At 70.2% G+C, this 25,349-nt stretch carries 26 protein-coding genes; 12 read left to right on the top strand and 14 right to left on the bottom strand.

The features are described 5' to 3' along the window. From AB0I52_RS24780 to AB0I52_RS24770, 3 genes are all read right to left on the bottom strand, one after another. A partial coding sequence (locus tag AB0I52_RS24780) for an electron transfer flavoprotein subunit beta/FixA family protein (RefSeq protein ID WP_363075998.1) occupies positions 1 to 689 on the bottom strand: 689 nt, incomplete at its 3' end. Between the two features lie 201 nt (positions 690 to 890). Further along, on the bottom strand, positions 891 to 1,397 hold the full coding sequence (locus AB0I52_RS24775) for a flavin reductase family protein (RefSeq protein ID WP_123467481.1): 507 nt from the start codon (positions 1,395 to 1,397) through the stop codon (positions 891 to 893). 198 nt (positions 1,398 to 1,595) lie between these two features. After that, positions 1,596 to 1,922: a thioredoxin family protein gene (locus tag AB0I52_RS24770; protein WP_363075996.1), complete on the bottom strand. Its 327-nt coding sequence runs from the start codon at positions 1,920 to 1,922 to the stop codon at positions 1,596 to 1,598. 218 nt (positions 1,923 to 2,140) lie between these two features. Between AB0I52_RS24770 and AB0I52_RS24765 the strand changes: the two genes are divergently transcribed. Next, a complete protein-coding gene (locus tag AB0I52_RS24765) occupies positions 2,141 to 2,863 on the top strand; it encodes a lysophospholipid acyltransferase family protein (RefSeq protein ID WP_362966059.1) in 723 nt (240 codons plus the stop codon). A gap of 74 nt (positions 2,864 to 2,937) precedes the next feature. Here the strand turns inward: AB0I52_RS24765 and AB0I52_RS24760 are convergent, their stop codons facing one another. The 4 genes from AB0I52_RS24760 to AB0I52_RS24745 form a co-directional block, all read right to left on the bottom strand. Next, positions 2,938 to 3,537: a transglutaminase family protein gene (locus AB0I52_RS24760; RefSeq protein WP_363075994.1), complete on the bottom strand. Its 600-nt coding sequence runs from the start codon at positions 3,535 to 3,537 to the stop codon at positions 2,938 to 2,940. Positions 3,538 to 3,611: 74 nt separating this feature from the next. Beyond that, positions 3,612 to 4,691, bottom strand: coding sequence for a low specificity L-threonine aldolase (locus tag AB0I52_RS24755; protein WP_363075992.1), 1,080 nt, complete (start codon positions 4,689 to 4,691; stop codon positions 3,612 to 3,614). Beyond that, entirely contained in the window at positions 4,670 to 5,437 is a 768-nt protein-coding gene (locus AB0I52_RS24750) for an SDR family NAD(P)-dependent oxidoreductase (protein ID WP_363076010.1), read from the bottom strand. Before AB0I52_RS24750 ends, AB0I52_RS24755 begins: the two co-directional genes overlap by 22 nt. Before the next feature lie 26 nt (positions 5,438 to 5,463). Continuing rightward, the gene (locus AB0I52_RS24745) at positions 5,464 to 6,861 is read right to left on the bottom strand and encodes a DUF6421 family protein (RefSeq protein ID WP_363075990.1); all 1,398 of its coding nucleotides are present in this window, start codon (positions 6,859 to 6,861) and stop codon (positions 5,464 to 5,466) included. 533 nt (positions 6,862 to 7,394) lie between these two features. Here AB0I52_RS24745 and AB0I52_RS24740 point away from each other — a divergent pair. After that, entirely contained in the window at positions 7,395 to 8,078 is a 684-nt protein-coding gene (locus tag AB0I52_RS24740; RefSeq protein WP_363075988.1) for a glycerophosphodiester phosphodiesterase family protein, read from the top strand. A 7-nt stretch (positions 8,079 to 8,085) separates the two neighbouring features. On the opposite strand, the gene AB0I52_RS24735 is transcribed toward AB0I52_RS24740, so the two are convergent. Beyond that, positions 8,086 to 8,643, bottom strand: coding sequence for a GNAT family N-acetyltransferase (locus AB0I52_RS24735; protein WP_363075986.1), 558 nt, complete (start codon positions 8,641 to 8,643; stop codon positions 8,086 to 8,088). Positions 8,644 to 8,717: 74 nt separating this feature from the next. Here AB0I52_RS24735 and AB0I52_RS24730 point away from each other — a divergent pair, with 74 nt between their 5' ends. The 7 genes from AB0I52_RS24730 (at position 8,718) to AB0I52_RS24700 (ending at position 12,979) form a co-directional block, all read left to right on the top strand. Next, on the top strand, positions 8,718 to 9,104 hold the full coding sequence (locus tag AB0I52_RS24730) for a VOC family protein (protein ID WP_363075984.1): 387 nt from the start codon (positions 8,718 to 8,720) through the stop codon (positions 9,102 to 9,104). 141 nt (positions 9,105 to 9,245) lie between these two features. Next, on the top strand, positions 9,246 to 9,833 hold the full coding sequence (locus AB0I52_RS24725) for a DUF5134 domain-containing protein (protein ID WP_363075982.1): 588 nt from the start codon (positions 9,246 to 9,248) through the stop codon (positions 9,831 to 9,833). An 86-nt stretch (positions 9,834 to 9,919) separates the two neighbouring features. Continuing rightward, entirely contained in the window at positions 9,920 to 10,855 is a 936-nt protein-coding gene (locus tag AB0I52_RS24720; protein ID WP_363075980.1) for a M56 family metallopeptidase, read from the top strand. A gap of 90 nt (positions 10,856 to 10,945) precedes the next feature. Beyond that, a complete protein-coding gene (locus AB0I52_RS24715) occupies positions 10,946 to 11,641 on the top strand; it encodes a phosphatase PAP2 family protein (protein WP_363075978.1) in 696 nt (231 codons plus the stop codon). A 47-nt stretch (positions 11,642 to 11,688) separates the two neighbouring features. After that, positions 11,689 to 12,390 carry an HAD-IA family hydrolase gene (locus tag AB0I52_RS24710; RefSeq protein WP_363075976.1) on the top strand — a complete coding sequence of 234 codons (702 nt, stop codon included), beginning with the start codon at positions 11,689 to 11,691 and terminating at the stop codon, positions 12,388 to 12,390. Positions 12,391 to 12,460: 70 nt separating this feature from the next. Further along, positions 12,461 to 12,640, top strand: coding sequence for a hypothetical protein (locus AB0I52_RS24705; protein WP_363075974.1), 180 nt, complete (start codon positions 12,461 to 12,463; stop codon positions 12,638 to 12,640). A 114-nt stretch (positions 12,641 to 12,754) separates the two neighbouring features. Then, the gene (locus AB0I52_RS24700; protein ID WP_363075972.1) at positions 12,755 to 12,979 is read left to right on the top strand and encodes a hypothetical protein; all 225 of its coding nucleotides are present in this window, start codon (positions 12,755 to 12,757) and stop codon (positions 12,977 to 12,979) included. A gap of 120 nt (positions 12,980 to 13,099) precedes the next feature. Here AB0I52_RS24700 and AB0I52_RS24695 read toward each other — a convergent pair whose 3' ends face one another. Continuing rightward, positions 13,100 to 14,590 (bottom strand): hypothetical protein, encoded by a 1,491-nt coding sequence (locus tag AB0I52_RS24695; protein WP_363075970.1) that lies wholly within the window; start codon positions 14,588 to 14,590, stop codon positions 13,100 to 13,102. Positions 14,591 to 14,765: 175 nt separating this feature from the next. On the opposite strand from AB0I52_RS24695, the gene AB0I52_RS24690 reads away from it, so the two are divergent. Both AB0I52_RS24690 and AB0I52_RS24685 read left to right on the top strand, forming a co-directional pair. Continuing rightward, positions 14,766 to 15,437: a DUF305 domain-containing protein gene (locus tag AB0I52_RS24690; RefSeq protein WP_363075968.1), complete on the top strand. Its 672-nt coding sequence runs from the start codon at positions 14,766 to 14,768 to the stop codon at positions 15,435 to 15,437. 78 nt (positions 15,438 to 15,515) lie between these two features. Further along, positions 15,516 to 16,889, top strand: coding sequence for an FAD-dependent oxidoreductase (locus AB0I52_RS24685; RefSeq protein ID WP_363075966.1), 1,374 nt, complete (start codon positions 15,516 to 15,518; stop codon positions 16,887 to 16,889). Positions 16,890 to 16,974: 85 nt separating this feature from the next. Here AB0I52_RS24685 and AB0I52_RS24680 read toward each other — a convergent pair whose 3' ends face one another. The 3 genes from AB0I52_RS24680 to AB0I52_RS24670 form a co-directional block, all read right to left on the bottom strand. Next, positions 16,975 to 17,343 carry a helix-turn-helix transcriptional regulator gene (locus AB0I52_RS24680; protein WP_363075964.1) on the bottom strand — a complete coding sequence of 123 codons (369 nt, stop codon included), beginning with the start codon at positions 17,341 to 17,343 and terminating at the stop codon, positions 16,975 to 16,977. Between the two features lie 128 nt (positions 17,344 to 17,471). Next, positions 17,472 to 19,034, bottom strand: a complete 1,563-nt coding sequence (locus AB0I52_RS24675) for a glycosyltransferase family 39 protein (protein ID WP_363075962.1) — start codon at positions 19,032 to 19,034, stop codon at positions 17,472 to 17,474. 191 nt (positions 19,035 to 19,225) lie between these two features. After that, positions 19,226 to 19,642, bottom strand: a complete 417-nt coding sequence (locus AB0I52_RS24670) for an acyl-CoA thioesterase (RefSeq protein ID WP_363075960.1) — start codon at positions 19,640 to 19,642, stop codon at positions 19,226 to 19,228. A 294-nt stretch (positions 19,643 to 19,936) separates the two neighbouring features. Between AB0I52_RS24670 and AB0I52_RS24665 the strand changes: the two genes are divergently transcribed. Continuing rightward, positions 19,937 to 22,954 carry a carbohydrate binding domain-containing protein gene (locus tag AB0I52_RS24665; protein ID WP_363075958.1) on the top strand — a complete coding sequence of 1,006 codons (3,018 nt, stop codon included), beginning with the start codon at positions 19,937 to 19,939 and terminating at the stop codon, positions 22,952 to 22,954. A gap of 90 nt (positions 22,955 to 23,044) precedes the next feature. Here AB0I52_RS24665 and AB0I52_RS24660 read toward each other — a convergent pair whose 3' ends face one another. Next, complete coding sequence (locus AB0I52_RS24660; RefSeq protein ID WP_363075956.1) at positions 23,045 to 24,118, bottom strand: aldose epimerase family protein; 1,074 nt, start codon at positions 24,116 to 24,118, stop codon at positions 23,045 to 23,047. Positions 24,119 to 24,222: 104 nt separating this feature from the next. Next, positions 24,223 to 25,254 carry a LacI family DNA-binding transcriptional regulator gene (locus tag AB0I52_RS24655; RefSeq protein ID WP_363075954.1) on the bottom strand — a complete coding sequence of 344 codons (1,032 nt, stop codon included), beginning with the start codon at positions 25,252 to 25,254 and terminating at the stop codon, positions 24,223 to 24,225. Between the last annotated feature and the right edge of the window lie 95 nt (positions 25,255 to 25,349).

The raw sequence follows: 25,349 nt of genomic DNA, 5'->3' as shown, positions 1-25,349 counted from the left end.
GCCGCCGAATCCACCACCGACCACGCACCCGCCAGACCCACCTCGTCCGCCCCGATCCCCAGATCATCCAGATCCAGCGACACCACCGGCTTCTTCTTCGCCGCCATGATCCCCTTGAACGACGGATACCGGGCCTCACCCGACTGATCGGTCACCGACACCACCGCCGGCAACGACGCCTCCAACCCCTCCGACGCCGTATCACCGTCCCGCCGACCCCTCACCACACCACCCTCGACGGACACCTCGGACAGCAACGTCACCTGCGGCACCCCCAACCGCTCCGCGAGCAACGCCGGAACCACACCCATCGTGCCGTCCGTCGACGCCATCCCCGAGATCACCAGGTCATAACCCGTCTTCTCGACCGCCCTCGCCAGCACCAACGACGTACCGACCGCATCCGTGCCGTGCAGATCATCGTCCTCGACGTGAACAGCCTTGTCCGCACCCATCGACAACGCCTTGCGCAACGCGTCCTTGGCATCCTCCGGACCCACCGTCAACACGGTGACCTCCGCACCCTCCGCCTCACCCGCGATCTGCAACGCCTGCTCGACCGCATACTCATCCAGCTCCGACAGCAGACCGTCGACATCCTCACGATCCAACGTCAGGTCATCGGCGAAATGCCGGTCACCGGTCGCGTCGGGCACGTACTTCACACAGACAACGATCCTCAAGCTCACGCCGGCTCTCCTACTGCATCGTCATTTCCGGGCTGCCTTGTTGCACGCAGCATAGGCGCCTGATGGGGCGATTTCCGGTCGGGGCGACCGACGCTCCGACCGTAATATTACTCGCCAGTACACCCAGTGCATGCCCTGTGGGCAAGCGCTTTGAACTGTGATCTGCCCGACGCCCGGCGCCCACGTGCCACCAAGGGGTTCTCAGTCTCGCAGAGCCGTGAACCGGCCCTGGTGGTAGACCAGCGGCCGCCCGGACCCGGCCGGGTCCCCGACCACCGCCTGGGCGATCACGATCCGGTGGTCCCCCGCCGGGATCCGCGCGACGACGCGGCAGACCAGCCACGCCAGCACGCCGTCGAGCACCGGGACGCCTTCCGGCCCACTGCGCCAATAGGTGGACGGACCGAACCGGTCGGCACCGCTGCGCGCGAAGGTGGCGGCCAGTTCCTGCTGGTGTTCGCCGAGTATGTGGACCCCGATGTGCTCCGCCTCCGCGACGACCGGCCAGCTGGAGGACGAGGTGCCCACGCCGAAGGAGATGAGGGGTGGCTCGGCGGCCACGGAGTTGAGGGAGGTGGCCGTGAAGCCGACCGGTCGGTCGCCGGCGGCGGTGATCACGGCGACTCCGGCCGCGTGCTGCCGAAAAACGGAGCGGAGGAGGTCCGGGGATGCCGTCCGGGCGTTGCCGAGCTCGGGTGATGCCGTCATGGAGATGCCGTCCTTCTGCGCGTCGGGGTACGGGGCCGTGGATGCTCAGGCATCCGGACAGCGCGCACTCGCACAGCGGGCGAGGTCGACGTGGACCCGGCCGTAGAGAAGGAGTACTGGCGGCATAGCGTCAGACTGACGATGCATGGTGGGTGCAGTCAAGACCGTCCCACAAGGTGGGAGATGCATCACGGTCCGTCATATCGCCCGCCCCAGTGCGGCCACGACATCGACGGTGCGTGGCTGTCCGACCGCTCGTCGGACGATCCGGCCGGAGGCGTCGAGCACCAGAACGGTCGGGGTTCTGCTGATGTCGAGTGCGCGCACGAGAGTGAGATGCGCCTCGGCGTCGATCTCCACGTGGACGACGCCGTCGACCATTGCCACCACCTCGGCGAGCGTGCGCCGGGTGGCCCGGCAGGGCTGGCAGAACGCGCTGGAGAACTGGACGAGAGTCGCCCGCTCCCCCAGTTCAACGCCGAGTTGGGCGAAATCCAGCCTGTTCACCTGTGTCTGCCCGTCCATTTTCGGCTCCCTGTCAGAGCTCTGCCCAAAGAGTCAGCGTCCGCGTCCGCCGGTACATTCCCGGCTGTTCCACGTGACGAGAATCTCGCGCCCCGCGCCCGCCGAGACTGGCCACCGCGACGCGCATGGGGCACGATCGGCCCAATGCCGAAAACCTACGGCTGCGTAACTTCCGCCGGGAGAACCCTCCCCAGGCGCTGAAGAAGGGTCTCCCCCAGATGGCAGAACTCGTCTATCGGCCGGTCATCGGCGCCGCTCGTACGTTTTTCAAGGCGCTGGACCTGAAGATCGACACCCAGGGCTGGGAGCACATCCCGAAGACTGGTGGCGCGGTTCTGGTCAGCAATCACATCAGCTATCTGGACTTCATCTTCACCGGGCTCGCGACGCTGCCGCAGAAGCGGCTCGTCCGCTTCATGGCGAAGGAATCGGTGTTCCGGCACAGGGTCTCCGGACCGCTGATGCGCGGCATGAAGCACATCCCCGTCGACCGCAAGCAGGGCGAGGACGCGTATGCGCACGCCCTCGCCTCGCTGCGCTCGGGCGAGATCGTCGGCGTGTTCCCCGAGGCGACGATCTCGGAGTCCTTCACGCTGAAGAACTTCAAGTCGGGTGCCGCGCGGCTGGCCCAGGAGGCCGGGGTGCCGCTGATCCCGATGGCGCTGTGGGGAACCCAGCGGCTGTGGACCAAGGGCCGCCCGCGTAACTTCAGGCGCAGCCACATCCCGGTGACGATCCGCGTCGGCGAGCCGGTGGAGGCCCCCACCGACCAGTACGCGGGCGCGATCACCCGCCGGCTGCGCGAGCGCGTGCAGGAGCTCCTCGAAGCCGCTCAGCGCGCTTACCCGGTGCGCCCGAGGGACGCGAGCGACACCTGGTGGGTGCCCGCCCATCTCGGCGGTACGGCCCCGACACCCGCCGAGGTCCGCGAGCGGGGCTGACTCCGACCGGATCGCGGCCACGGCTGAAACGTCACTCCGGCCGGGTGTTCCATGGCCTGCGCACCGCCCGAGAATCAGAGCGCCGTCGGAAGCGTGCGCCGGAGCTGGGCACGGTCGGACGCAGCCCGCAGGCCGCGCAGAACCAGCGGGTGCGGCGCAGCATGGAGCCCTGGGTAGTCCATTTCGTTGAACTCCGGCCGGATGGGCCAGGCCAGGTGTTCCTCATCCAGTGAGAATCGCGCGTCGACGCCCGGCCGGTTGCCCCGCGGGTCCTGGCGGTCCCAGCGGTCCCGGCCGGGAAGCCGCAGCGCTACCAGTCCGTGCACCGGCCCCGGGTCTCCGTTGTCGTCCGTGAGCCGCTGGTAGCAGAGGGCCGCCGGGATGCCCTCCGCGCGCAGCAGGGCTGCCAGGGCGTGGGATTTGGCGTGGCAGATGCCGTTGCGGGTCGCCAGGACGTCCGAGGCGCGCCAGGTGACCCGCATGTCCCCCGAGTCGGCGGAGTGCGTGATGGTGTCGCGTACGAAGTCGAAGGCGGCAGCCGCGTATGTATATGCGTCTTCAGTTACGGAACGCAGGTGCGCGGCCGTCTCCCGGACCAGCGGATGTCCGTGGTCGATCGCCTCGTCGGCCGCGAGGTAGGCAGAGATTTCGGGGACCTGCTGAATCAGCTCCATGGCCGCCGAGCGTAAGTATGCGGCCGACCGGAGTCAATCATTTTCCGGTCGACCGCATAGCCATGCAGTGATTGCTAGGCCGCCATCTCTTCCTTGAGCGCGAGGACGAACGTGTCGACGTCGTCCTCCGTGGTGTCGAAGGCGCACATCCAGCGCACGTCCCCGGCCTTCTCGTCCCAGAAGTAGAAGCGGAAGCGCTTCTGCAGCCGCTCACTCACCGCGTGCGGGAGCCGCGCGAAGACGGCGTTGGCCTGGACGGCGTGGAGGATCTCCACGCCGTCCACCGCGCGGACCCCCTCGGCGAGCCGCCGGGCCATGGCGTTGGCGTGCCGGGCATTGCGCAGCCAGAGATCGCCGGCGAGCAGCGCCTCCAGTTGCACGGAGACGAATCGCATCTTGGAGGCGAGCTGCATCGACAGCTTGCGAAGATGCTTCATGGCGCGGACGGCGTCGGGGTTCAGGACCACGACGGCCTCGCCGAAGATCGCCCCGTTCTTCGTGCCGCCGAAGGAGAGCACATCGACGCCGACGGTGTTGGTGAAGGTGCGCATCGGTACGTCCAGGGAGGCCGCGGCGTTGGCTATCCGTGCCCCGTCGAGGTGGACCTTCATGCCGTGCCCGTGGGCGTGCTCGCAGATGGCGCGGATCTCGCCGGGTGTGTAGACCGTGCCGAGCTCGGTGTTCTGGGTGATCGAGACGACCTGCGGCATGGCACGGTGCTCGTCGTCCCATCCGTACGCCTGCCGGTCGATGAGCTCGGGCGTGAGTTTGCCGTCCTCGGTGGGCACGGTGAGCAGCTTCAGGCCGCCGACCCGCTCCGGGGCGCCGCCCTCGTCGACGTTGATGTGAGCGGATTCCGCGCAGATGACCGCACCCCAGCGGTCGGTCATCGCCTGGAGCGAGACCACGTTGGCGCCGGTTCCGTTGAACACGGGAAAGGCCTCGGCGGTGGGGCCGAAGTGGCTGTGCATCACGCGCTGGAGATGACCGGTGTACTCGTCCTCGCCGTAGGCGATCTGATGTCCGCCGTTGGCGAGGGCGAGGGCCGCCAGGATCTCCGGGTGGGTTCCCGCGTAGTTGTCACTGGCGAAGCCGCGTACCTGCGGGTCGTGATGACGACGCGCGTCGGTCCTTACGGTTGCGGAGTCAGCCACAGGCGCTTTCCGTTCACTTCCAGGGCAGGCCGGTCCCAGACGCCGGCGATGGCATCGGCCAGCTCCTTGACGTCGGTGAAGCCCGCGAACTTCGCATTCGGGCGCTCGGCGCGCATCGCGTCGTGCACCAGTGCCTTCACGACCAGGATCGCAGCCGCGCTCCGGGACGCGTCCTCGCCCCCAGCCTTGCGGAAGGCGTCCGCGAGCGCGAGGGTCCAGGCCTCGGCCGCCGCCTTCGACGCGGCGTACGCGGCGTTGCCCGCGGTGGGCCTGCTCGCACCGGCCGCGCTGATCAACAGGTAGCGGCCGCGGTCACTGCGCTGCAGACCGCTCTGGAAGGCCAGTGAGGTGTGCTGGACGGTCCGGATCAGCAGCTTCTCCAGCAGCGTCCAGTCGGCGAGGTCCGTCTCGGCGAAGCCGGCGCTTCCGCGCCAGCCGCCCACGAGGTGGACGAGCCCGTCGATCCGGCCGAACTCCTTCTCCGTCCTGTCGGCCCACTCACGGGCGGCGCCGAGGTCGAGCAGGTCCACCGTGTCCCCGGTGACGGTGGCGCCGCCGTGGGCGTAGCGGGCCGCGTCGACCGCCTCGGCGAGCCGGGTGGCGTTCGCGTCCGAGGCGACGACGATCGCGCCCGCCTCGGCGAGCCGGAGCAGCGTGGCCCGGCCGGCCGGACCGGCCGCCCCCGCCACGGCGACCACGGCCCCTTCGAGCGCACCGCTCCCGCTGCTCTTGCCGTTTCCGTTCATGACCACCGTCTCCTCGCTCCGTGCGCTCACGCGGCCGCCTGCCCGGCGTCCGCGGCGGTGATCCCCTTGGTGGAGGCGATCACGTTCTTCAGTTTCTTGGAGAGCGCCTCATAGAACATGCTCAGGGGAAACTCGTCCGGAAGCACGTCGTCGACGAGTTTGCGGGGCGGCTGGGAGAGGTCCAGGGCGTCGGGGCCCTTGGCCCAGCGGGAGCCGGGGTGCGGCGCCAGATAGCCGGCGACCAGGTCGTACGCGGCGAACCAGTGGACGAGCTTGGGGCGGTCGATGCCGTCGCGGTAGAGCTTCTCGATCTCGCCGCAGAGCTGGTTGGTGATCTGCGGCGCCAGCTCCCAGTCGATCTTCAGGGTGTTGTCGGTCCAGCGGACGACATCGTGCTTGTGGAGGTAGGCGAAGAGCAGCTGGCCGCCGAGACCGTCGTAGTTGCGGACGCGCTCGCCGGTGACCGGGAAGCGGAACATCCGGTCGAACAGCACCGCGTACTGGACGTCGCGACCCTGGCCGAAGCCGTCGGCCTCCAGCTTCACGGCCTCCCGGAAGGCGGTGAGGTCGCAGCGCAGCTCTTCGAGGCCGTACATCCAGAACGGCTGGCGCTGCTTGATCATGAACGGGTCGAACGGCAGGTCACCGCGGCTGTGGGTGCGGTCGTGGACCATGTCCCAGAGCACGAAGGCCTGCTCGCAGCGCTGCTGGTCGCCGATCATTTCGCGGATGTCATCGGGCAGCTCGACGCCAAGGAGCTCGACGGACGCCTCGGTGACCCGGCGGAAGCGGGCGGCCTCGCGGTCGCAGAAGATGCCGCCCCAGCTGAAGCGCTCGGGAGCCTCGCGCACGGCGATGGTCTCCGGGAAGAGCACCGCGGAGTTGGTGTCGTACCCGGAGGTGAAGTCCTCGAAGGTGATCCCGCAGAACAGCGGGTTGTCGTAACGGGTCGCCTCCAGCTCGGCGAGCCACTCGGGCCAGACCATCCGGAGCACGACCGCTTCGAGGTTGCGGTCGGGGTTGCCGTTCTGCGTGTACATCGCGAAGACGACCAGGTGCTGCAGCCCGTCGGCGCGCTCCCTGGCCGGCTGGAAGGCGAGCAGCGAGTCGAGGAAGTCCGGGATGCCGAAGCCGTCGGCCGCCCAGCGGCGCAGGTCCGCGACGAGGGCTCGGTGGTAGGCGGCATCGTGCGGGAGCAGCGGGGAGAGCTGCTCGACCGCGGCGGTCACCCGGTCCAGCGCCGCCCCGGCAACCGCCGGGGCGGGCGCGCCCTCGGCGTCGAAGTCGATGGAGCCGTCCTTCGACTGCCAGGGACGGATCTCCTCCACGGCATTCTTGAGCGCGGGCCAGGCCGGGTGCTCGATCACCCGCTGGGCGGCAGTTATGCCGTCGACTTCGGCGTCGTGCACAAGAATTTCCGTCATAACACTTCCTTCACAGGAGAACCTCGCGTCAAGTAACCGTATCCGTGTGCAGTTCCCTGAGACAAGTGGGGCCCTGGAAATTATCCTGCCCAACCCCATGGTCGCCGCGTTTTTTCCTGTCGCGCAACATTGCGACGGTCGCTTCATTGGACTGCCGGCCCTGAGGGCTCCAGGAAGGGGCCTGCGGCGCTCCGGGCTTCGCACGGCTGCCCGGCAACGCCGTGCGAGACACGCCCACACACGAGTGACACAGCTCGCGGGGCGCGCGCCGCGGCCGATAGGACGGACGGCGTCAGCTCTTCCGCACCACGCCGGAGAACCGCCGTGAACATCCGTGCCGTCCTGGTCGCAGCCGTCATCACCGGGTTCCTGCTCGGTGCGGCCGATGTCCAGGGGCACGGCGCCCCGCTCACCCGCCCGGCCGCCCGGCTCGCCGCGAAAGGACACCAGGATGCCGGATCGCGGTCATGCCGTGGTGCCGCGTGGGTAGGAGCAGCACACGGGGAGACGCCGTCGACGGAAGCGAGAGTGCCTTGTCTTTTCTCACCATCGGTCACCGCGGGGTGATGGGTGTCGAACCGGAGAACACCCTGCGTTCGTTCGTCCACGCCGAGCGGGCCGGGATGGACCTCATCGAACTGGACCTTCACCTGAGCAAGGACGGCGCCCTCGCCGTCATGCACGACGCCGAAGTGGACCGTACGACCGACGGCAAGGGCCCGATCGCGGAGAAGACCCTGACCGAGCTGCGCGGACTCGACGCCGGCCTGGGCGAGCGGGTGCCGGTCTTCGAAGAGGTCCTCGACGCCGTGGCATCCCCGTTGCAGGCGGAGATCAAGGACGTGGCCGCCGCCCGCACGCTGGCGGAGGTGATGCGGCGGCGCGATCTCGTCGACCGGGTCGAGGTGATCTCGTTCCACGACGAGGCGATCGCCGAGATCGCGCACCTGGTGCCCGGGGTGCGCACCGCACTCGTCGCCAGCCGCTGGGGCGAGGACCTGGTGGACCGCGCGAAGGCGGTGGGCGCCACCCGGCTGGTGCTCAACATCCGGCGCATCACCCTGGAGCTGGTGGAGAAGGCGCACGCCGAGCGGCTGACGGTGGTCGGCTGGGTGGTCAACACGCAGGACCACCTGCGGCTCGCCCGCGGGCTCGGGCTCGACGGCGCGACCACCGACTTCCCGGAGATCCGCCGCGCGGGCCGGTTCACCGCATAGCCGCTCCTCAGCCCGTCGGCAGGTCCTTGACCAGCAGTTCGAAGGCGAGGTCGTCGCGCTGCGGGATACCGAAGCGCTCATCGCCGTACGGGAACGGGCTCATCTTTCCCGTACGGCGGTAGCCGCGGCGCTCGTACCAGGCGATCAGATCGTCCCGGACCGAGATCACGGTCATGTGCATCTCACGCACCCCCCAGCTCTCCCGGACGGTACGCTCGGCCTCGGCGATGATCACCTTGCCGAGGCCCCCGCCCTGGAGCGAGGGGCGGACCGCGAACATTCCGAAGTAGGCGGCCTCACCCCGGTGCTCAAGCTGGCAGCAGGCGACCGGCCCGCCGTCGCGCTCCACCACGAGCATCCTGCTGCCGGGGTCCTCCACCACCGCGCGGACGCCCTGCGGGTCGGTCCGCCGGCCCTGCAGGATGTCCGCCTCGGTGGTCCATCCGGCGCGGCTGGAATCACCGCGGTACGCGGACTGGATGAGCTCCACGAGCGCGGGCACATCCGCGTCGGTCGCGTCGCGGAAGGTCAGCTCTTCCGAATCCCGGGGCGGGGCGGTGTCCATGAGGGGCTCTCCGTTCTCTGCTGTGGCCGTGCCGCAGCAGAGTAGCTCTCCGGACAAGGCCTACGCTCCGGACCATGGTTCATGTGCTGAGCAGCCGGATCCTGTTGCGCCCCACGGATCCCGAACGGTCACGTGCCTTCTACGGGGAGTCGCTCGGGCTGCCCGTCCACCGGGAGTTCGGCACCGGCCCCGAGCGGGGGACGGTCTACTTCCTGGGCGGCGGCTTCCTGGAAGTGTCCGGCCGCGGTGACGCGCCGCCGTCTCCCGGACTGCTGCTGTGGCTCCAGGTGGCCGATGTGCGGGCGGCGTACGAGGAGGTGTCGGCCCGCGGTGTGGAGGTGCTGCGGGCGCCGAGGCGTGAGCCCTGGGGGCTCGACGAGATGTGGATCTCCGATCCGGACGGGGTCCGCATCGCCGTCGTCGAGGTGCCCGCGGACCATCCGCTGCGCTTCCGGCCCTGACGTCCGGGCCGCTCGCACCAGGCCTGTCGCAATACACCCCCACCGCGCGCTCCCCCAGTACTCCAGTGCGCCGCGTACAAGCGTCCGGCCCCGGGCATCGACTAGACGACGGCGATGTCGTTCGCCCGGGGGAGGTCTGCTGTGCATGGACCGGCGGTGTCCGGCTGGCTGCTGATGGCGTTGTGCGCGCTGACGGGCGCGTACTGCCTGCTGCGTACCCGCGGCGGCACCGGGGAGGAGCGCAGGACGGCGCGTGCGGAGGCGCTGATGGGCTTCGGCATGGCCGCCATGGCGGTGCCCGCGGCCGTCGTCGCCCCGCCCGCGTGGGGATGGGCCGTGTACGCGGCGCTGTTCGGCGTCGCCGCGTTGCGCGCCCTCTGGTTCTCCCGCCGCAACGGTCACCATCTGCACCATCTGGTCGGCTCGTCGGCGATGGTCTACATGGCCGTCGTGATGGGTCCTGGCGGATCGGCGCACGGCGGTCACGGATCACACACCATGGCCGCGGCCGGGGGCGCACCGCTGCTGACCGGGCTGCTCCTCGCCTATTACGCCGCCTATGTACTGCACTCGGGCGCCCGGCTGATCCCGGTGGCCGCGACGACGACCGTCGGCGGGATCGTGGCGGGCGGACCGCCGTCGGCGGGCTGGGCGAACCGGCCGGAGCTGGCGCTGGCCTGCCGTCTGACCATGGGGATATCGATGTTCGCGATGCTGCTCACTCTGTGAGACAGCGGACCCGTCAAACCGTGGCGTACATCACTTGGCGAGCGCAGCCATACCCGTGCGTGCCGTGCCCCTCATAAGGTGACGCCATGTTGGTCTCCCTCGCGCTGCTGCTGCTCGGTGCACTGGCCGCCGTCGTGACCCCGCGGCTGATGGCCCGGGCCGAGTGGCCGGAGCGCGAGCCCGTCGTGGCGCTCTGGGTGTGGCAGTGCGTGGTGGCCGGCGTGCTGCTCTCCTTCGCCCTGTCCATGACGTTCAGCGCGGCGGCGGCCTGGCAGGCGGTGCGCGGCCAGGTCTTCGCGCCGGCGCCGCACGCCGTGGTCGATGCCTACGCCCTTGCGGCGTACGGGCCCTGGTCGGCCGTGATGGCGGTAGTGCTGGCACTGGGCGGTGTGTGGACGGCCGCGATGCTGACCCGGGAGATCCGCCGGGCGCAGCTGCGGCGCAGGCAACGGCGTGCCGAACTCCTGGTGCGTTCCCCGCTGATGCCCGGCGAGGAGCCCGGCGGCGAACGGCTGGTGGTGCTGGAGGGGGAACGCCCCGACGCCTGGTGGCTGCCGGGTGCGGCACCCCAACTGGTCATCACCACCGCGGCGCTGGGAAGACTGAAGGGCCGTCAGCTGGATGCCGTGCTCGCACATGAGCAGGGTCACGCGAAGGCGCGCCACGACTGGCTGCTGAACTGCTCCGCCGCGCTGGCGTCCGGGTTTCCGCAGGTGCCGGTGTTCGCGGCGTTCCGCGGTGAGATGCACCGGCTCGTCGAGCTGGCCGCCGACGATGTGGCGTCACGCCGCTTCGGCCGGCTGACGATCGCCCTGGCGCTGGTCGAACTCAACGAGGACCGGGGCGTGTTCGGTCCGTCCCCGACACCGGACGCGCAGGTGCCGCTCCGGGTCAACCGGCTGCTGGCGCCTGCGGGGCGGCTCACCGCGGGCCGCCGGCTCCGGCTCACCGCGGCGGCCGCGCTCGTGCCGGCGATTCCACTGCTGGTCGCGCTCGTGCCGGCGATCAGCGCCCTGGGCTAGCGGGGCAGCGCCCCGGCCCGGCCGGACACACTCTCCGGGACCGGAGTACGGGGGTGGCCCCACCTGGCCCGCGTCGGCGAGGATCCCTCCATGCGCCACTCCCCGCTCCTCCCCCGCCCGGACCGTATCCGCACCTCTCGGCAGGCCCTGCGTACCGGGACCGTCTGCGCGGCCCTCTTCCTGGTGGTGCTGGCCCTGGTCGCCGCGCGGTGGTCCCCGCTGATGAGCCTGGACCGTACGGTCGCCGACGCGCTGCACCGACGGGCGGTGACCGAGCCCGGCCTCGTCCACGTCAACCGGGTGCTGACGGACTGGCTGTGGGATCCCTGGACGATGCGCGCGCTGACCGCCGTCGCCGTGGTGGCCCTGTGGTGGCACGGCGCCCGGCTGCTCGCGGGCTGGGTGGCGGCCACGAGTGTGCTCTCCAGCCTGTTGCAGCAGGGGATCAAGGCCGCCGTCGGCCGGGAGCGTCCCCGGTGGCCGGACCCGGTGGACTCCGCCCACTACGCGGCGTTCCCCTCCGGACACGCGATGACGGCCGCGGTGAGCTGCGGACTGCTGTTGTGGCTGCTGCGCCGGCGGGGCGCCGGTACCCGGATGTGGCGGGCGGCCCTGGTGGCGGCGTGGGTCTCGGTGCTCGGGGTCGGCGTCACCCGGCTGTACCTGGGTGTGCACTGGCCGTCCGATGTGCTGGGCGGGTGGCTGCTGGGGGCCGCGCTGGTCGCGTTCGCGGTGGCGGGATTCGAACGGTACGAGTCGCGTGAACGGCCTTCGCGGGGCGTCTGAACAGGCGTCCTTGCGGCGTTGTCGGCGCATCGGCAAGGATCGGGGCCATGCCGATCAAGGGTGTGCTCTTCGACTTCTCCGGGACACTGTTCCGGATCGAGTCCGTCCGGTCCTGGCTCGCCGCGGCCCTCGCAGAGCGAGGGGTGAGTGTGGAGGAGGCCGACTTCGACCGGTACGCACGGGAGCTGGAGGCCGCCCGCGCGCTGCCGGGCGGGCCCGCCCCGCAGCGGGTCCCGGAAGCCCTGGCGCAGGACTGGGCCTCCCGTGACGTGAGCCCGCGGCGGCACCGGGCCGCGTACACCGGTCTGGCCCGCCAGGTCGCGCTGCCGGATCCCGGGCTGTACGACACGCTGTACGAACGGCACCGGGCCCCGGAGGCCTGGTGTCCGTATCCGGACGCGGCCGAGGTGCTGGGCGCACTGGCCGGCAGCGGTGTCCGGATCGGCGTGGTCAGTAACATCGGATGGGATCTGCGGCCGGTCTTCCGGGCGCACGGCCTGGACACCTTCGTGGACGCGTATGTGCTGTCCTTCGAGCACAGCACGCAGAAGCCGGACGCACAGCTCTTCCACACGGCCTGCACACTTCTCGGACAACATCCGACGGATGTGGTGATGGTCGGCGACGACCGGCACGCCGATGCCGGAGCCGCCGCGCTGGGCTGCGAGGTGCGGTTCGTGGACCACGCACCGCTGGCCGAGCGGCCTTACGGACTGCGGGAGCTCGGACTTGTGCCCGAGGTTGCCTGAGGAACATGTGAGAGATGTCCCTTGCGCCCAATGGGTCTGATTGTCACATGGGGGCCTTAGCCTGGTAGGTATGTCCCCGACCCCGTGCCCGTCCGGTTCCGTGCGTTCCGCCGCAGTGGTGAATGAAGACATTCGCGAACTGTGGCAGCGCTCGGGCGGATGCCTGTCCCCGGAGGACGAGGAGCAGTACCAGCTGCTGCTGGTCGAGTGGGCCGCGGCCACCGGCGGCGGCACCCGGTCGGCGGCCTGAGCACTGTCCGGTGAGGCCGCCCCGGTTCAAACCTCCGCGCGCCTCCCTGATCTGCCCGGGGCGGGGTTTCCGGTTCGCTGTGCGGTGGCCTTCGGCGCGTCGCACCCTGGAGGCATGACTTCTCCCCCGATCGTGATCTTCCGTCCGTCCCCCTCAGGCGGGCGACGCGTCACCGTTCAGCGCGACGGGCGGGTCCAGATACTCGGCCTCGCGCACTCCGATCACGATGTGATCGTGTTCCTGGAGGGCGCGGGGCTCGACGACCCCGAGCGGATTCTGGACAGCGCCGAGTGGGTCGAGTGGCGGGGCGGCCGGGCGCACCGGTACGAGGCGGCCTGAACACCCCGGCGGGGGCCTGGCTCCGCCGGGGTGAGGAACCGCCGTGCACACGGTCCCGCCGGGTGAGGAACCCCCGGCGGGACCATATGCCAGTCAGGGCCGGCGGGCCGGCCGGGCGGCTCAGCGTTCGAAGTAGTCCGGCTGCGTCTGGACGTTCAGCTCGTCCGTCCGCACCCGCTTCGCCGGGTCCGTGCGCCGGTCGTCGATCCTCAGGACGTCGAAGCCCTTCTCGATGTCGTTGGAGTAGATGTAGCCGTTGTAGTAGTACGCCGACCACGGGCCGGCCGTGGTGACCTCGTCCATGGTGACGGGACCGCGCTCGAAGAAGCCGATCTCCTTCGGCTTGGACGAGTCGGTGAAGTCCCACACCGAGACTCCGCCCTGGTACCAGGCCTGGACCATCAGGTCACGGCCCTTGACCGGGATGATCGAACCGTTGTGGGCGACGCAGACCTCGGTGTCTGCCTGCGGGCGGTCGATCTTGAAGTAGCTGCGGAAGACCAGCTTGCGGTGGTCGCCCCTGCCGACGATGTCGTAGATGCCGTCGGCGCCGCGCTTCGGACCGATCTCCTCGTTGCAGGTGGCCGCGCCACCGCCGCCGAGCTCATCGGTGAAGACGACCTTGTCCGCACGCTGGTTGAACGTCGCCGAGTGCCAGAAGGCGAAGTTCACGTTGTCCTGCACCCGGTCGATGATCTTCGGGTTCTCCGGGTCCTTGATGGAGAACAGCAGGCCGTCGCCCATGCACGCGCCGGCGGCCAGATCCTTGGAGGGCAGCACGGTGATGTCGTGGCAGCCGGTGGTCTTGGACACGCCCGGGTTCGTGGGCGCGCCAGGGTTCCCGCCGTCCGGGAAGAGCACCGGGAAGTTCACGACGCGGGACTTCTCGGGTGCCTGGCGCGGCACCTTGATGACGGAGATCCCGTCATGCGGCGGCCGGCAGTCCGGGAACGTCTCGCTCGGCGAGTACGAGGAGACGTACACGTACACGTTCTTGCGCTCGGGGACGAGCGTGTGGGTGTGCGATCCGCACGCGGTCTCGACGGCGGCGACGTACTTCGGATTGCGCTTGTCGCTGATGTCGAAGACCTTCATGCCCTCCCAGGAGGACTTCTCCGTGGCGGGCTGGGTGGTGCTCGCGCACGAGTTGTCGCTGCGCGAGGAGTCGGTCGACAGGAAGAGCAGGTTCCCGGACACGGAGATGTCGTTCTGCGATCCGGGGCACAGGACCTGGGCGACGGTCTTCGGCGACTTCGGGTTGCTGATGTCGAAGATCCTGAAGCCGTCGTAGTTCCCGGCGAAGGCGTACTTCCCCTGGAAGGCCAGGTCCGTGTTCAGTCCCTGGAGCGCGTCCTTCGGGACGTTGGCGAGATGGGTGATGTTGCGGCTGTGGACGATCTCGTCCACACCGGGTACCTCACCGCTCCTGATCGCGGCGGTCGCCTCCGCCTCCTGGCTCGCGGAGACTTCGGTTCGGGTCGCGGCCGAGTCATCTGGGTCGGGTGTCGCGGCCGCGGGTCCGGCCGTCAGCAGAGTGGCGAAGAGCCCGGCGGCGGCCGCCGCCACGCCCAGACGTCTGCGCCGCACCGGGGTGGTGTGCAACGAGGTCACTGCGTCCTCCCATGGATCCGAATGTGGTTGACCGGTTCACGGACTCCGGCAGTATCGTCCATGCCATGGGCATCTCAACAGACGGCAACAGAGACGTAATGAAAGTTTCTGATCGCAGTTGTGCGTTGACGTGCTAGGACAGAGCGAAACCACCCATGTCTCAACGGAGGTCGCTTTGTTGATTCGTCGTCAGGTCCAGCGGTTCCGCGGATTCGCCCTCGCTGCCGCCGTCACCGCGGCCGTGCTCACCTCGGCCGGCTGCGACGGGAGCGGCGGTGACAACGGTTCGAAGGACCGGTCGGGCGGGGGCGGTTCGGTCGTGGCTCCCGGAAAGCCGGGCGAGCCGGCACGTACGCTCTCGGCCTCGGAGGCCGCGAAGGCCGCCGCCGGGGCGGACACCCCCAACTCGGCTGACGTCCGCTACGTCCGGATGATGATCCAGCACCATTCCCAGGCGCTGGTACTGACCCGTCTGGTCCCCTCCCGCTCCGGCTCGGCCGCGGTCAAGCGGCTCGCCGAGCGCATCACCGCGGCCCAGCAGCCCGAGATCGGCGCGATGAAGGGCTGGCTCAGCCGCAACGGGCAGCCGGAGCAGGCCGAGGGCCACGACCACGGCGCGATGCCCGGCATGGCCACCACCGGCCAGCTGAAAGAGCTTCGGGCCGCGAAGGGCAAGGCATTCGACCAGCTCTTCCTCAAGCGCATGATCACCCACCACCAGGGTGCGGTCACCATGGCGACCGAGGTGCTCTCGGAGGGGAACAACGTCCAGGTCGAGGAGATGGCGGACGACGTCGTCGCCCAGCAGACCACCGAGATCAGCCGGATGCGCGCTCTGCCGTCCTGACGAAACACCCGGCGCACCTCTCCCACCGCCGGGCCCGCCGGTGCGATGCTGGAGGCACCCTCCGGGAAGAGGTGCGCCGTGCAACGCGTCGCCGTCGTCGGTTCCGGCCCCAGCGGGATCTACGCCGCCCAGGCCCTGGTGAGCCACCCCCTGCTGCCCGATGTGCGGGTGCACGTCCTGGACCGGCTGCCCTGTCCGTACGGCCTGGTGCGGTACGGCGTCGCCCCGGACCACGAGAAGATCAAATCGCTCCAGCGGAGCCTGCGGGCCGTCCTGGAGCACGACCGGGTCACCTTCGTCGGCAATGTCCCGGTGGGCGGGGACGGGGTGTCGCCGCACCAGCTCGGCGGGCTGTACCAGGCGGTGATCTACTGCGTCGGGGCGGCCACGGACCGCCCGCTGGGCATCCCCGGGGAGAATCTGCCCGGCAGCCACTCGGCGACCGACTTCGTCTCCTGGTACAGCGCTCACCCCGATGCCGCAGGCGGCGGCTTCGCGCTCCGGGCGCGTTCGGCGGTGGTGATCGGGGTCGGCAATGTCGCCGTCGACGTGGCGCGGATCCTCGCGCGGGGTGCCGAGGAGCTGCGGCCGACCGATGTGCCGGAGCCCGCGCTCGGCGCCCTGGCCGGCAGCCGGGTGCGTGAGATCCACATGACGGGCAGGCGGGGACCCTCGCAGGCCAGGTTCACCACCAAGGAGCTCCGCGAGCTCGGCGGGCTTCCCGGGGCACGGATCGTCGTGGACCCGGCGGAGCTCGTCCTGGATCCCGCGTACGCCGGTACGGCACCGGGTTCCCCGGCGCTCCCGGCGATGGTGCGGCGGAACCTCGACGTGCTGCGCGAGTGGGCCACGGACGCCTCCGCCGGCGGACGGACACCGGCCCGGACCCTCGGGCTGCGGTTCTACCTGCGCCCGGTCGAACTCCTGGAGCGCCGAGGGCGGGTGGCCGGTGTGCGGTTCGCCCGTACGGCTCCGGACGGCAGCGGCGGCGTGCGGGACACCGGAACGTTCGAGGAGATCGAGGCCCAGCTCGTCCTGCGGGCGGTCGGCTACCGGGGGATGCCGCTGCCCGGCCTGCCCTTCGACCCGGTGCGCGGGACGGTGCCCCACCTGGCCGGACGGGTGCTGCGGGACGCGGTCCCGTCGCCCGGAGAGTACGTCGCGGGGTGGATCAAGCGCGGCCCGACCGGGGTCATCGGATCGAACCGGTCGTGCGCCAAGGAGACGGTCGCCTCCTTGGCCGAGGACGCCCCGCTGCTCGCCGGACGCCCCTGCGCGCCGGATCCGGTGGCCGCGTTGCGGGCGTACGGGCTGCGACCGGTGGAGTGGGACGGCTGGCTGTCGATCGAACGGGCGGAGGCGGCCCTGGGGCGGTCGCTCGGCCGCGGGCCGGTGAAGATCCCGGACTGGCCCGGCCTGATGAACGCGGCACGGGGCGACGGCCTCGCGTAGGGGCACCCGGCGGTGGCGCGGGCGGTCAGCCGGCCCATACGAACCGGTCCGCGCTCGCCCAGCCGGTCAGCCCCGGCTCAGCCCGTCAGCGCTCGCCGAGCCGGTTCGCCTGCCCGTTCGCGGCATCGAGCACGCGGTCCAGCAGTCCCGGGAACAGCGCCTCCAGGTCCTCGCGGCGCAGGACGTTCATCTTGGCGGTGCCCCGGTAGATCTGCTGGACGACGCCGCTCTCGCGCAGCACCCGGAAGTGGTGCGTGCTGGTCGACTTGGTCACCGGCAGATCGAACCGGGAGCAGGTGAGTTCCTCGTCGGCGGCGGCCAGTTCACGCACCACGCACAGCCGCACCGGGTCGGAGAGCGCGTGCAGCACCGACTCGATCCTGATCTCGTCACGTGCCGGGTGGGCCAGCGTGCGGGCGCCGACGACCGGGGCGGTGGCACTGGCAGGGGTCACGGTCGCTCCGCATCGTCGCTTCGTCCGGGTTCCCATAATACGAGATCCGTCGTAGCTTGGCGCCCGTCACACGAGGTGACCGGGGATGCGAGGAGGCGGCGAGGTTCCCGGGCCCCGACCGTGAGGCCTCACGCGTAATTGCGCAGCTCGGGCCACATCGCACCCCAGGGGCGGCGGGGTCCGGTGCAGATGTAGACGTGCCCTCCCGATTCGATGTTGTGCACGCCACCGGGGCTGGGGAGGGTGGCGGCCACGCGGACGTGCCGGAAGTACCGGCGCAGGTGGGCGGTGTACCCGGGGGCGTATTCGGGGCCGGGGGCGACGGCCACCACTGTCGTGGCGTCCGGGTTGCCGGCACCCCACCACCAGTCGGTGTTCTGGGCACCCGCGGCGGTGGGCAGTCCGGCGCTCCGGCCCAGTTCGTTGATGGCGCCGGCCTCGCTGTAGTCCGCCGCGAAGATCACCGCGTTCGCACGCTGCCCGGCCGGGAGCCCGGTCCATACCTGCCCCACGGTGTCGACCAGTTGGGGCCAGCCCAGGGTCTCCCCGGACGTCGCGCTGATGCCGTACGTCCAGGCCACGGCGGAGGACGGCAGCACCGGCAGCACGATCACGGCGGAGAGCGTGGCCGAGACGGCCGTTCCGGCCAGCAGGGCGCGCAGCCGTTCGGGGCGGGAGTGCAGCCAGTCGTCGAGTCCCACCGCCCCGGCCGCCAGCAGGCACACGTACAGCCCGCCCAGGTAGTACACCTGGGCTCCGGTCGTCACGGCGAACAGCACGAACAGCACGGCGTACGTGGTCGCCAGGCACCGCCACAGCGGTCGGCCGGACCGCCACAGGAACCTCAGGCCTGCCACCCACACCAACGTCATCACCAGACAGGACATGCTGAGCTGCCCCACGATCCAGGTGATGATGTTTCCCGGGCCGCCGTGCTCCGCGTTCAGTGCCCGCGTCATCCCGAACATGGCCCAGTCGTGCCGCGCCTGCCACCACAGATCGGGCAGCACGAGCAGCACGGCGATCGCCGCGCCCGCGAGCAGCCGGCGGTCGGCCACGGTCCGGCGGGCCGGACCGAGCCGCGCCACGGCCAGCAGGACGGCCCCGAAGATCGCCGCGAGGTGATTGAACTCCGCGCCGACGCCGACCAGCGCTCCCGCGGCGAGCCACCACCGCGTGTCGCCGGTACGCCCGATCCGCGTGACCGTGAGCGCGATCGCCGCCCACGCCAGCACTTCGTACGACGTCGTGTTGGCGACGTGCCCGCTGCTCAGCAGCACGGGCATGGTGCCCGTCGCGATCGCCGCGAGCAGCTGCGCCCGCCGCGCGCCGCCGAACTCCCGTGCGGTCAGCCCGCCCACGACGACCGTGCCGGCGGCCGCCAGCGCGGGCCACAGCCGCAGACCGGCCTCCGAGACGCCGAACAACGACAGCGAGAGCCGGGCCAGCAGCGGCGCCAGCACCGGCTGATCCACATAGCTCGCCTGGAGGTGCCGGGCGGAGTCGAGGAAGTACAGCTCGTCGCGGTGGAAGCCGTAGCGCGTGGACAGCGCCATCAGGACGGCGAAGACGATGCCCGCGACGGCGAACACCCGCCGGTCCAGCCGTGCGATCCCCCCGGCGTCCGCCCCGGTCCCGACACCCTCGGTCCCGAGTGTCCCGGTCCCGTCCGCACGCCCCGCATCCGCCATTCCCCGCCACCCCCCGGTGTTCGGCCCCTCGGTCGCGCCATCCGCGCGGCCGGGCCTGCCACGCGCGCACGGCGCCGAAGCCGCTCGCGCTTTACGCACCCGGACCACACCCAGTGAAGAGATCCAGGCAAGTTCCGGGCCAAGAAATGGAGTTGAGGAAGTAAGGCTCCGGGCAGGGCCCCGAACCCCCGTCAGCCGCTCAGCAGCTCCGGGTCCTTGGCCAGCGAGGCGAGACGGCCGCCCGGATCATGGATCAGCCTGCGGGTCGACAGGTCGAGGATGCCCGCGACACCGGTGATGTCCGCCGCCACCGTGCCGTCCTCCTTGAGGATCCGCTGCGCGACCGTGAAGGTCTTGCCCCTCCCGTAGTCGAACCGGCAGGACACCCGCACCCGCTCACCGCCCCGCAGCTCCTTCAGGAACTTCACCGTGACCTCAAGTGCGACGGGCCCCACCCCGTCGGCCAGCAGCTTCTCCTGGGGCAGTCCGGCGGCCCGCAGCAACTCCCAGCGTGCGTGCTCCGCGTACTGGAGATAGACGGCCTGGTTCAGATGGCCCTGCGTATCGAGTTCGTAGCCCCGCACGGTCACGTCCACAAAGAAGGTCATGAACGCCGAAACAGCCGGGCTCGGTCCGGCATTCCCGGACAGGTGCCGGCGATCGCCGAGGAGCACGGGACAACCGTCGGCGTCCGGGCCCTTTACGTACCTGTCATGCCCAGGTAACTTCCTGACCGCAAAAGATTGCAGCAAAATTCAGACAGCTCTTGCTGTCGGATGCACTGCTCGCCCGAACCCCGAGGCGCGTCCGGGTTCTCCGGCGGGACCCGCGGGTGCCCCGATGGGCACCCCGCTGTTGGCTGCGGCGGCCCGGGAGGCCGTCGCACTCCCCTGGAGAGACACATGAAACGCTCCCCCCACCTGCGGCTCAGACGGCCCCTGGCAGCGGCGGCGGCCGCGGCCGGGCTGCTGAGCCTGCTCACCGCCGCACCGGACCCGGCGGGCTCCTCCTCCGCCGTACCCGTGGCGGCCGCCGAGAACACGGCGACGGTCTTCTACTACACCAAGACCCGTGACTGGTCCGCGTACAACCTTCACTACGCGCCCGACGGCGGCGCCTGGACCGCCGTGCCCGGCGTGCGGATGGAGGCCGCGTGCACGGACTGGGTCAAGAAGACCGTCTCGCTGGGCAGTTCGCAGGGACTGGCCGCCACCTTCACTGACGGATCGGGGGTCTGGGACAACAACTCGGGGAAGAACTACGCACTGGGGACCGGCACCATCACCGTCAGGGACGGGGTGGTGGCGCACAGCGATCCGTGCGCCGGCACCGGGACCGATCCGGACCCCTCGCCCTCGGGGAACACCGCATCGGTGTACTACTCGACCGCGACCGTCGGCTGGAGCACCACCAACCTGCACTACCAGCCGGCGGGAGGCTCCTGGACCGCCGTGCCGGGTGTCGGCATGGAAGCGGCCTGCACCGGCTGGGTGAAGCGTTCGGTCGATCTCGGAACCGCGACGGACATGCAGGCCGCGTTCAACAACGGGAACGGGGTCTGGGACAACAACAACGGCGGCAACTACACCCTCTCCGCCGGTGTTTCCACGGTCAAGGACAGGACCGTGACCAAGGACGACGCGGATCCGTGCGCAGCCGAACCGGCGGACACCGAGGCACCCACCGTCCCGAAGGCGGTGAAGGCCGACGCGGACGGGGTGTCGGTCGTCCTCACCTGGGAACCGTCCACCGACAACCGCGGCGTGACGAAGTATCAGGTCACGCGTACCGGCGGCAGCAAGGGCGTGATGGTCAGCGACGTGGGCTCGACCGTCTTCGCCGACTCCGGTCTGGAGGAGAGGACGGCCTACAGCTACACCGTCAAGGCGGTCGACGCGGCCGGCAACACCTCGGCGGCCTCGGCCGCCGCGAAGGCGACCACGGGCACCAGACCGCCGGCGGCCACCCAGGGCACACCACTGGGCACCGACCCGCGCAAGGACCCGATCTACTTCGTCCTGACCGCCCGCTTCGACGACGGGGACTCCAGTAACAACAGGGGCGGCAGCCAGGACGTGAAGTCCGGCAACGCGGCCAATGACGACCCCATGTTCCGGGGGGACTTCAAGGGCCTGGTCAACAAGCTCGACTACATCAAGGGACTCGGGTTCTCGGCCGTCTGGATCACTCCGGTGGTGCTGAACCGGTCCGACTACGACTACCACGGGTATCACGGCTACGACTTCTACAAGGTCGACGGCCGCCTCGAATCAGCGGGCGCCTCGTACCAGGACCTGATCAACGCCGCGCACGCCAAGGGCATGAAGATCTACCAGGACGTCGTCTACAACCACTCCTCGCGCTGGGGCGCCAAGGGCCTGTACACCCCGACCGTCTACGGCGTCCGGGACGACCAGTGGAGCTGGTACTACGACGAGAGGAACGAGGGCTTCGAGTACGACGGCGTGAGCGTCGAGACGAAGTCCGGGAAGTCGTACTACAACGGCGACCTGTGGTCCACCGCGGAGCCCTCGGGCAACACCTGCCTCGACTGGGGCAAGCCCACCGGATCCACCTCGGCCGAGGGCTACAGGATCTACAACTGTCAGTGGCCCAACCCGACTTCGGGAATGTTCCCGAAGGAGTACTACCACAACTGCTGGCTGGGGAACTGGGAGGGCGAGGACTCTCGCTCCTGCTGGCTGCACGAGGACCTGGCCGACTTCAACACCGAGTCGGCGCCGGTCCAGAACTACCTGATCGGCGCCTACGACAAGTACATCGACATGGGCGTCGACGGCTTCCGCATCGACACCGCCGTCCACATTCCGCGCACCACCTGGAACCGCCGCTTCCTGCCCGCGATCCAGGAGCGCGTCACCCAGCAGTTCGGCGCCGAGGCCGCGGAGAACTTCTTCGTCTTCGGTGAGGTGGGCGCGTTCGTCAATGACAAGTGGAACCGCGGATCGGTCAACCACTCGGCGCAGTTCTTCACCTGGAAGGAACGCAAGGAGTACGACGCCGACGACACCAAGGCCGCACTGGAGATGTACGACTACGAGGAGAAGCTGGGCACCGGGGAGCAGCCGACGTCCAGCAACGCCTTCCTGGACGGGAACGCCTACCACACGCCGGACCACAGCGAGTTCTCCGGCATGAACGTCATCGACATGCGGATGCACATGAACTTCGGTGACGCCGACAACGCGTACAACAACGGTAAGGACTCGGACGACAGTTACAACGACGCCACGTACAACGTCGTCTACGTGGACAGTCACGACTACGGCCCCAACAAGAGCAGCGAACGCTATGCGGGCGGCACCGACGCCTGGGCCGAGAACATGGCCCTGATGTGGACCTTCCGCGGCATCCCGACGCTCTACTACGGATCGGAGATCGAGTTCCAGGCCGGCAAGCAGATCGACTGCGGGCCCAGCTGCCCGCTGGCGACCACCGGGCGCGCCTACTACGGCGACCATCTCGCGGGCACGGTCGAGGCGTCCGACTTCGGCAAGGTCTCCTCCGCCACCGGAGAGGTCGCCGACACGCTGAGCAAGCCGCTGGTCAAGCACGTGCAGCGGCTCAACGAGATCCGCCGCGCGGTCCCTGCCCTGCAGATGGGCCAGTACTCCACCGAGGGCATCACCGGCCGGATGGCGTACAAGCGGCGCTACACCGACGCCGCGAGCGGGGTGGACAGCTTCGCCCTGGTGACGGTCACCGGCGCGGCCACCTACTCCGGGGTTCCCAACGGCACCTACAAGGACGCCGTCACCGGTGACACCCAGGTGGTGGCGGACGGCAAGCTGAGTGTGGCGGCCCCGGGCAAGGGCAACATGCGGATCTACGTCCTGGACCTCGGCGGCAGCAACGCGGCCCCGGGCAAGGTCGGGTCGGCGGGTCCGTATCTGAAGTAGCGCGGCAAGTGGCGCGGCACGCCAGGAGGCCCGGCCCGCGGAGTGTGAGACCTCCGCGGGCCGGGCCGTTTCATGGGGGCGGCCGGGGGTTCAGGCCGTGACGTGGGTGAGGTGCGGGAACCTGAACTCGGTCCGGCTGCGGAAGACTTCGTCCGGGCGCAGCACGGTGGCCGGGTGGTCCGGACGGTTGGGTGAGTCGGGCAGGTGCTGGGTCTCCAGGCAGACGGCGCTGTGGCGGTCGTGGCGGCCGCCGTCGGGCGAGGCCAGGGTGCCGTCGAGCTGGTTGGCGGTGTAGACCTGGATGCCGGGTTCGGTGGTCCACACCTCCATGGTCCGTCCGGCTCCGGGGGCGGTGAGCCGGGCGGCCCGGCGCAGGCCCGTGCCGGGCCCCCGGAGGATCCAGCAGTGGTCGAAGCCGCCCGCCCTGCGCAGCTGTTCGTCGGGGAGCGCGATCCGTTCCCCGACGGTGCACGGGGTGGTGAGGTCGAACGGGGTGGCGTGCACCGGCGCGGGCCGGCCCTCGGGAATGCCGTCCTCGTCGACGGGGAGATAGCTGTCGGCGTCCACCTGGAGCGTGTGGCCGAGGATGTCGCCCTGGGCAGTGAGGTCGAAGTAGGCGTGGTTGGTGAGGTTGAGGACCGTGGGGCGGTCCGTGGTCGCGGTGTAGTCGAGGGCGAGTGTGCCCGCCGCGTCGAGGGCGTAGGTGACGGTGACGTCCAGTGCTCCGGGGAACCCCATGTCGCCGTCGGGGCTGCGCAGGGTGAGGCGGAGTGTCGCGGCCGTGTCGGTGGCCTCCCCGGCGGCCTGCCAGACCCGGGTGTGGAAGCCGCCGGGTCCGCCGTGCAGGGCGTGTCCCCGGTCGGTGGCGGGGACCTGGTGCTCCGCCTCGTCGAGGGTGAAGCGGCCGTGCGCGATGCGGTTGGCGAAGCGGCCGATGAGGGCGCCGAAGAACGGGTTGCCGCCCGTGTAGTCGTCCAGGCCCGCCAGCGACCGGACGACCGACGCGGGGGCTCCCCCGGTGTCCGGCACGGTGAGGCGGTGCAGGATTCCGCCGTAGGTGAGGATCTCGGCCCGGACTCCGGTGCCGGAGTCGAGCGTCCAGACATCGACGTCCGTGCGCCCATGGGCGCCGAACGGATTGCGGTTCACGGTGGGGCGAGGCATCAGAGGTCCTTGCGACGAGCGGACGGCCGGGCGGTGCTGCCGGGCGGGGTGCCAGGGCGTGTTCCGAAAGAAGCGCCGGGCAGGCGGGACTCTCGGAACACGGCCTACGGTGCGGCCTGCTCGGCAAGGGGCCGGACGGTGGATTCCCGGACGATCAGCCGGTAGCCGGGCCGGGGCCGCCGGGGTGCGGGCACCGCGTCGCCGGAGAGGCGCTCGACGAGGCTGTCGACGGCGAGCCGGGCGATGGCCTCCTTGTCCGGGGCGACCGTGGTCAGCGTGGTGGCTCCGTAAAGGCTCTCCTCGATGTCGTCGAACCCGACGACGGCGACGTCCTCGGGGATACGCAGCCCCCGTTCGGAGAGGGTGCGCATCGCCCCGATGGCGATGAGGTCGTTGTACGCGAACACGGCGTCGGGCTGCTCCCCGCGGTCCAGGAGGGCCGCCATCGCGGTGGCCCCGTCCTCGCGGCCGTAGCCGTCGGTGACCACGACCAGCGACTCGTCGGGGGCGATGCCCTCGGCGGCGAGCTCCTCCCGCCAGCCGCGCAGCCGGAGATGGGCCGGCTGCCGCTCACGGCCGGTGCGCGAGCCGAGGAAGGCGATCCGCCGGTTCCCCTGGTCGATGAGGTGGCGCACGGCCTCACGGGAGGCCGCCACGTTGTCGATGGCGATGTGGTCGTACGGTGCCTCGTACTCGCGCTCGCCCAGCAGCACCAGCGGTGCTGTCTCGGTGCGCGCCATCAGGTCCTCGGTCTCCAGATGGATGGGGCTGAGGATGAGGCCGTCGATCACGTGGGACCGGAACCCCTGGCTGACCAGGAGTTCCTTCTCCCGCAGCCCGCCGGTGTGGTCGACCAGCACGGTGTAGTCGTGCCGGGCGGCCGCGTCGACGACCTCGCCGGCCAGCTCCGCGAAGTACGGGTTGCCGAACTCGGGGACGGCGAGGGCGATGATGCCCGTGCGGCCCTTGCGCAGATGCCGTGCGGTGAGGTTCGGCCGGTAGCCGAGCTCGTCGATGGCCTGCTGCACCTTGGCGCGCATCTTCGGTGTGACGTGCTGGTAGTTGTTCACCACGTTCGACACGGTCTTGATGGATACGCCCGCCCGTTGCGCAACGTCCTTGAGGCTGACGCCCACGGCACTCCCTGAATCGACTTGACGCGCGTTGAAGCGCAGTGGCCCGGCTCCGCCGGTTCGGCTCGACCTGCGCCGGGGCCGCGGCCCCGGCACGG

This window comes from Streptomyces sp. NPDC050423 (genome assembly GCF_040655445.1).
In the GTDB taxonomy this organism is placed as follows: Bacteria; Actinomycetota; Actinomycetes; order Streptomycetales; family Streptomycetaceae; genus Streptomyces.
Note: the sequence above shows the minus strand (reverse complement) of the source record. Positions and strands in the feature narration are given on the sequence as shown.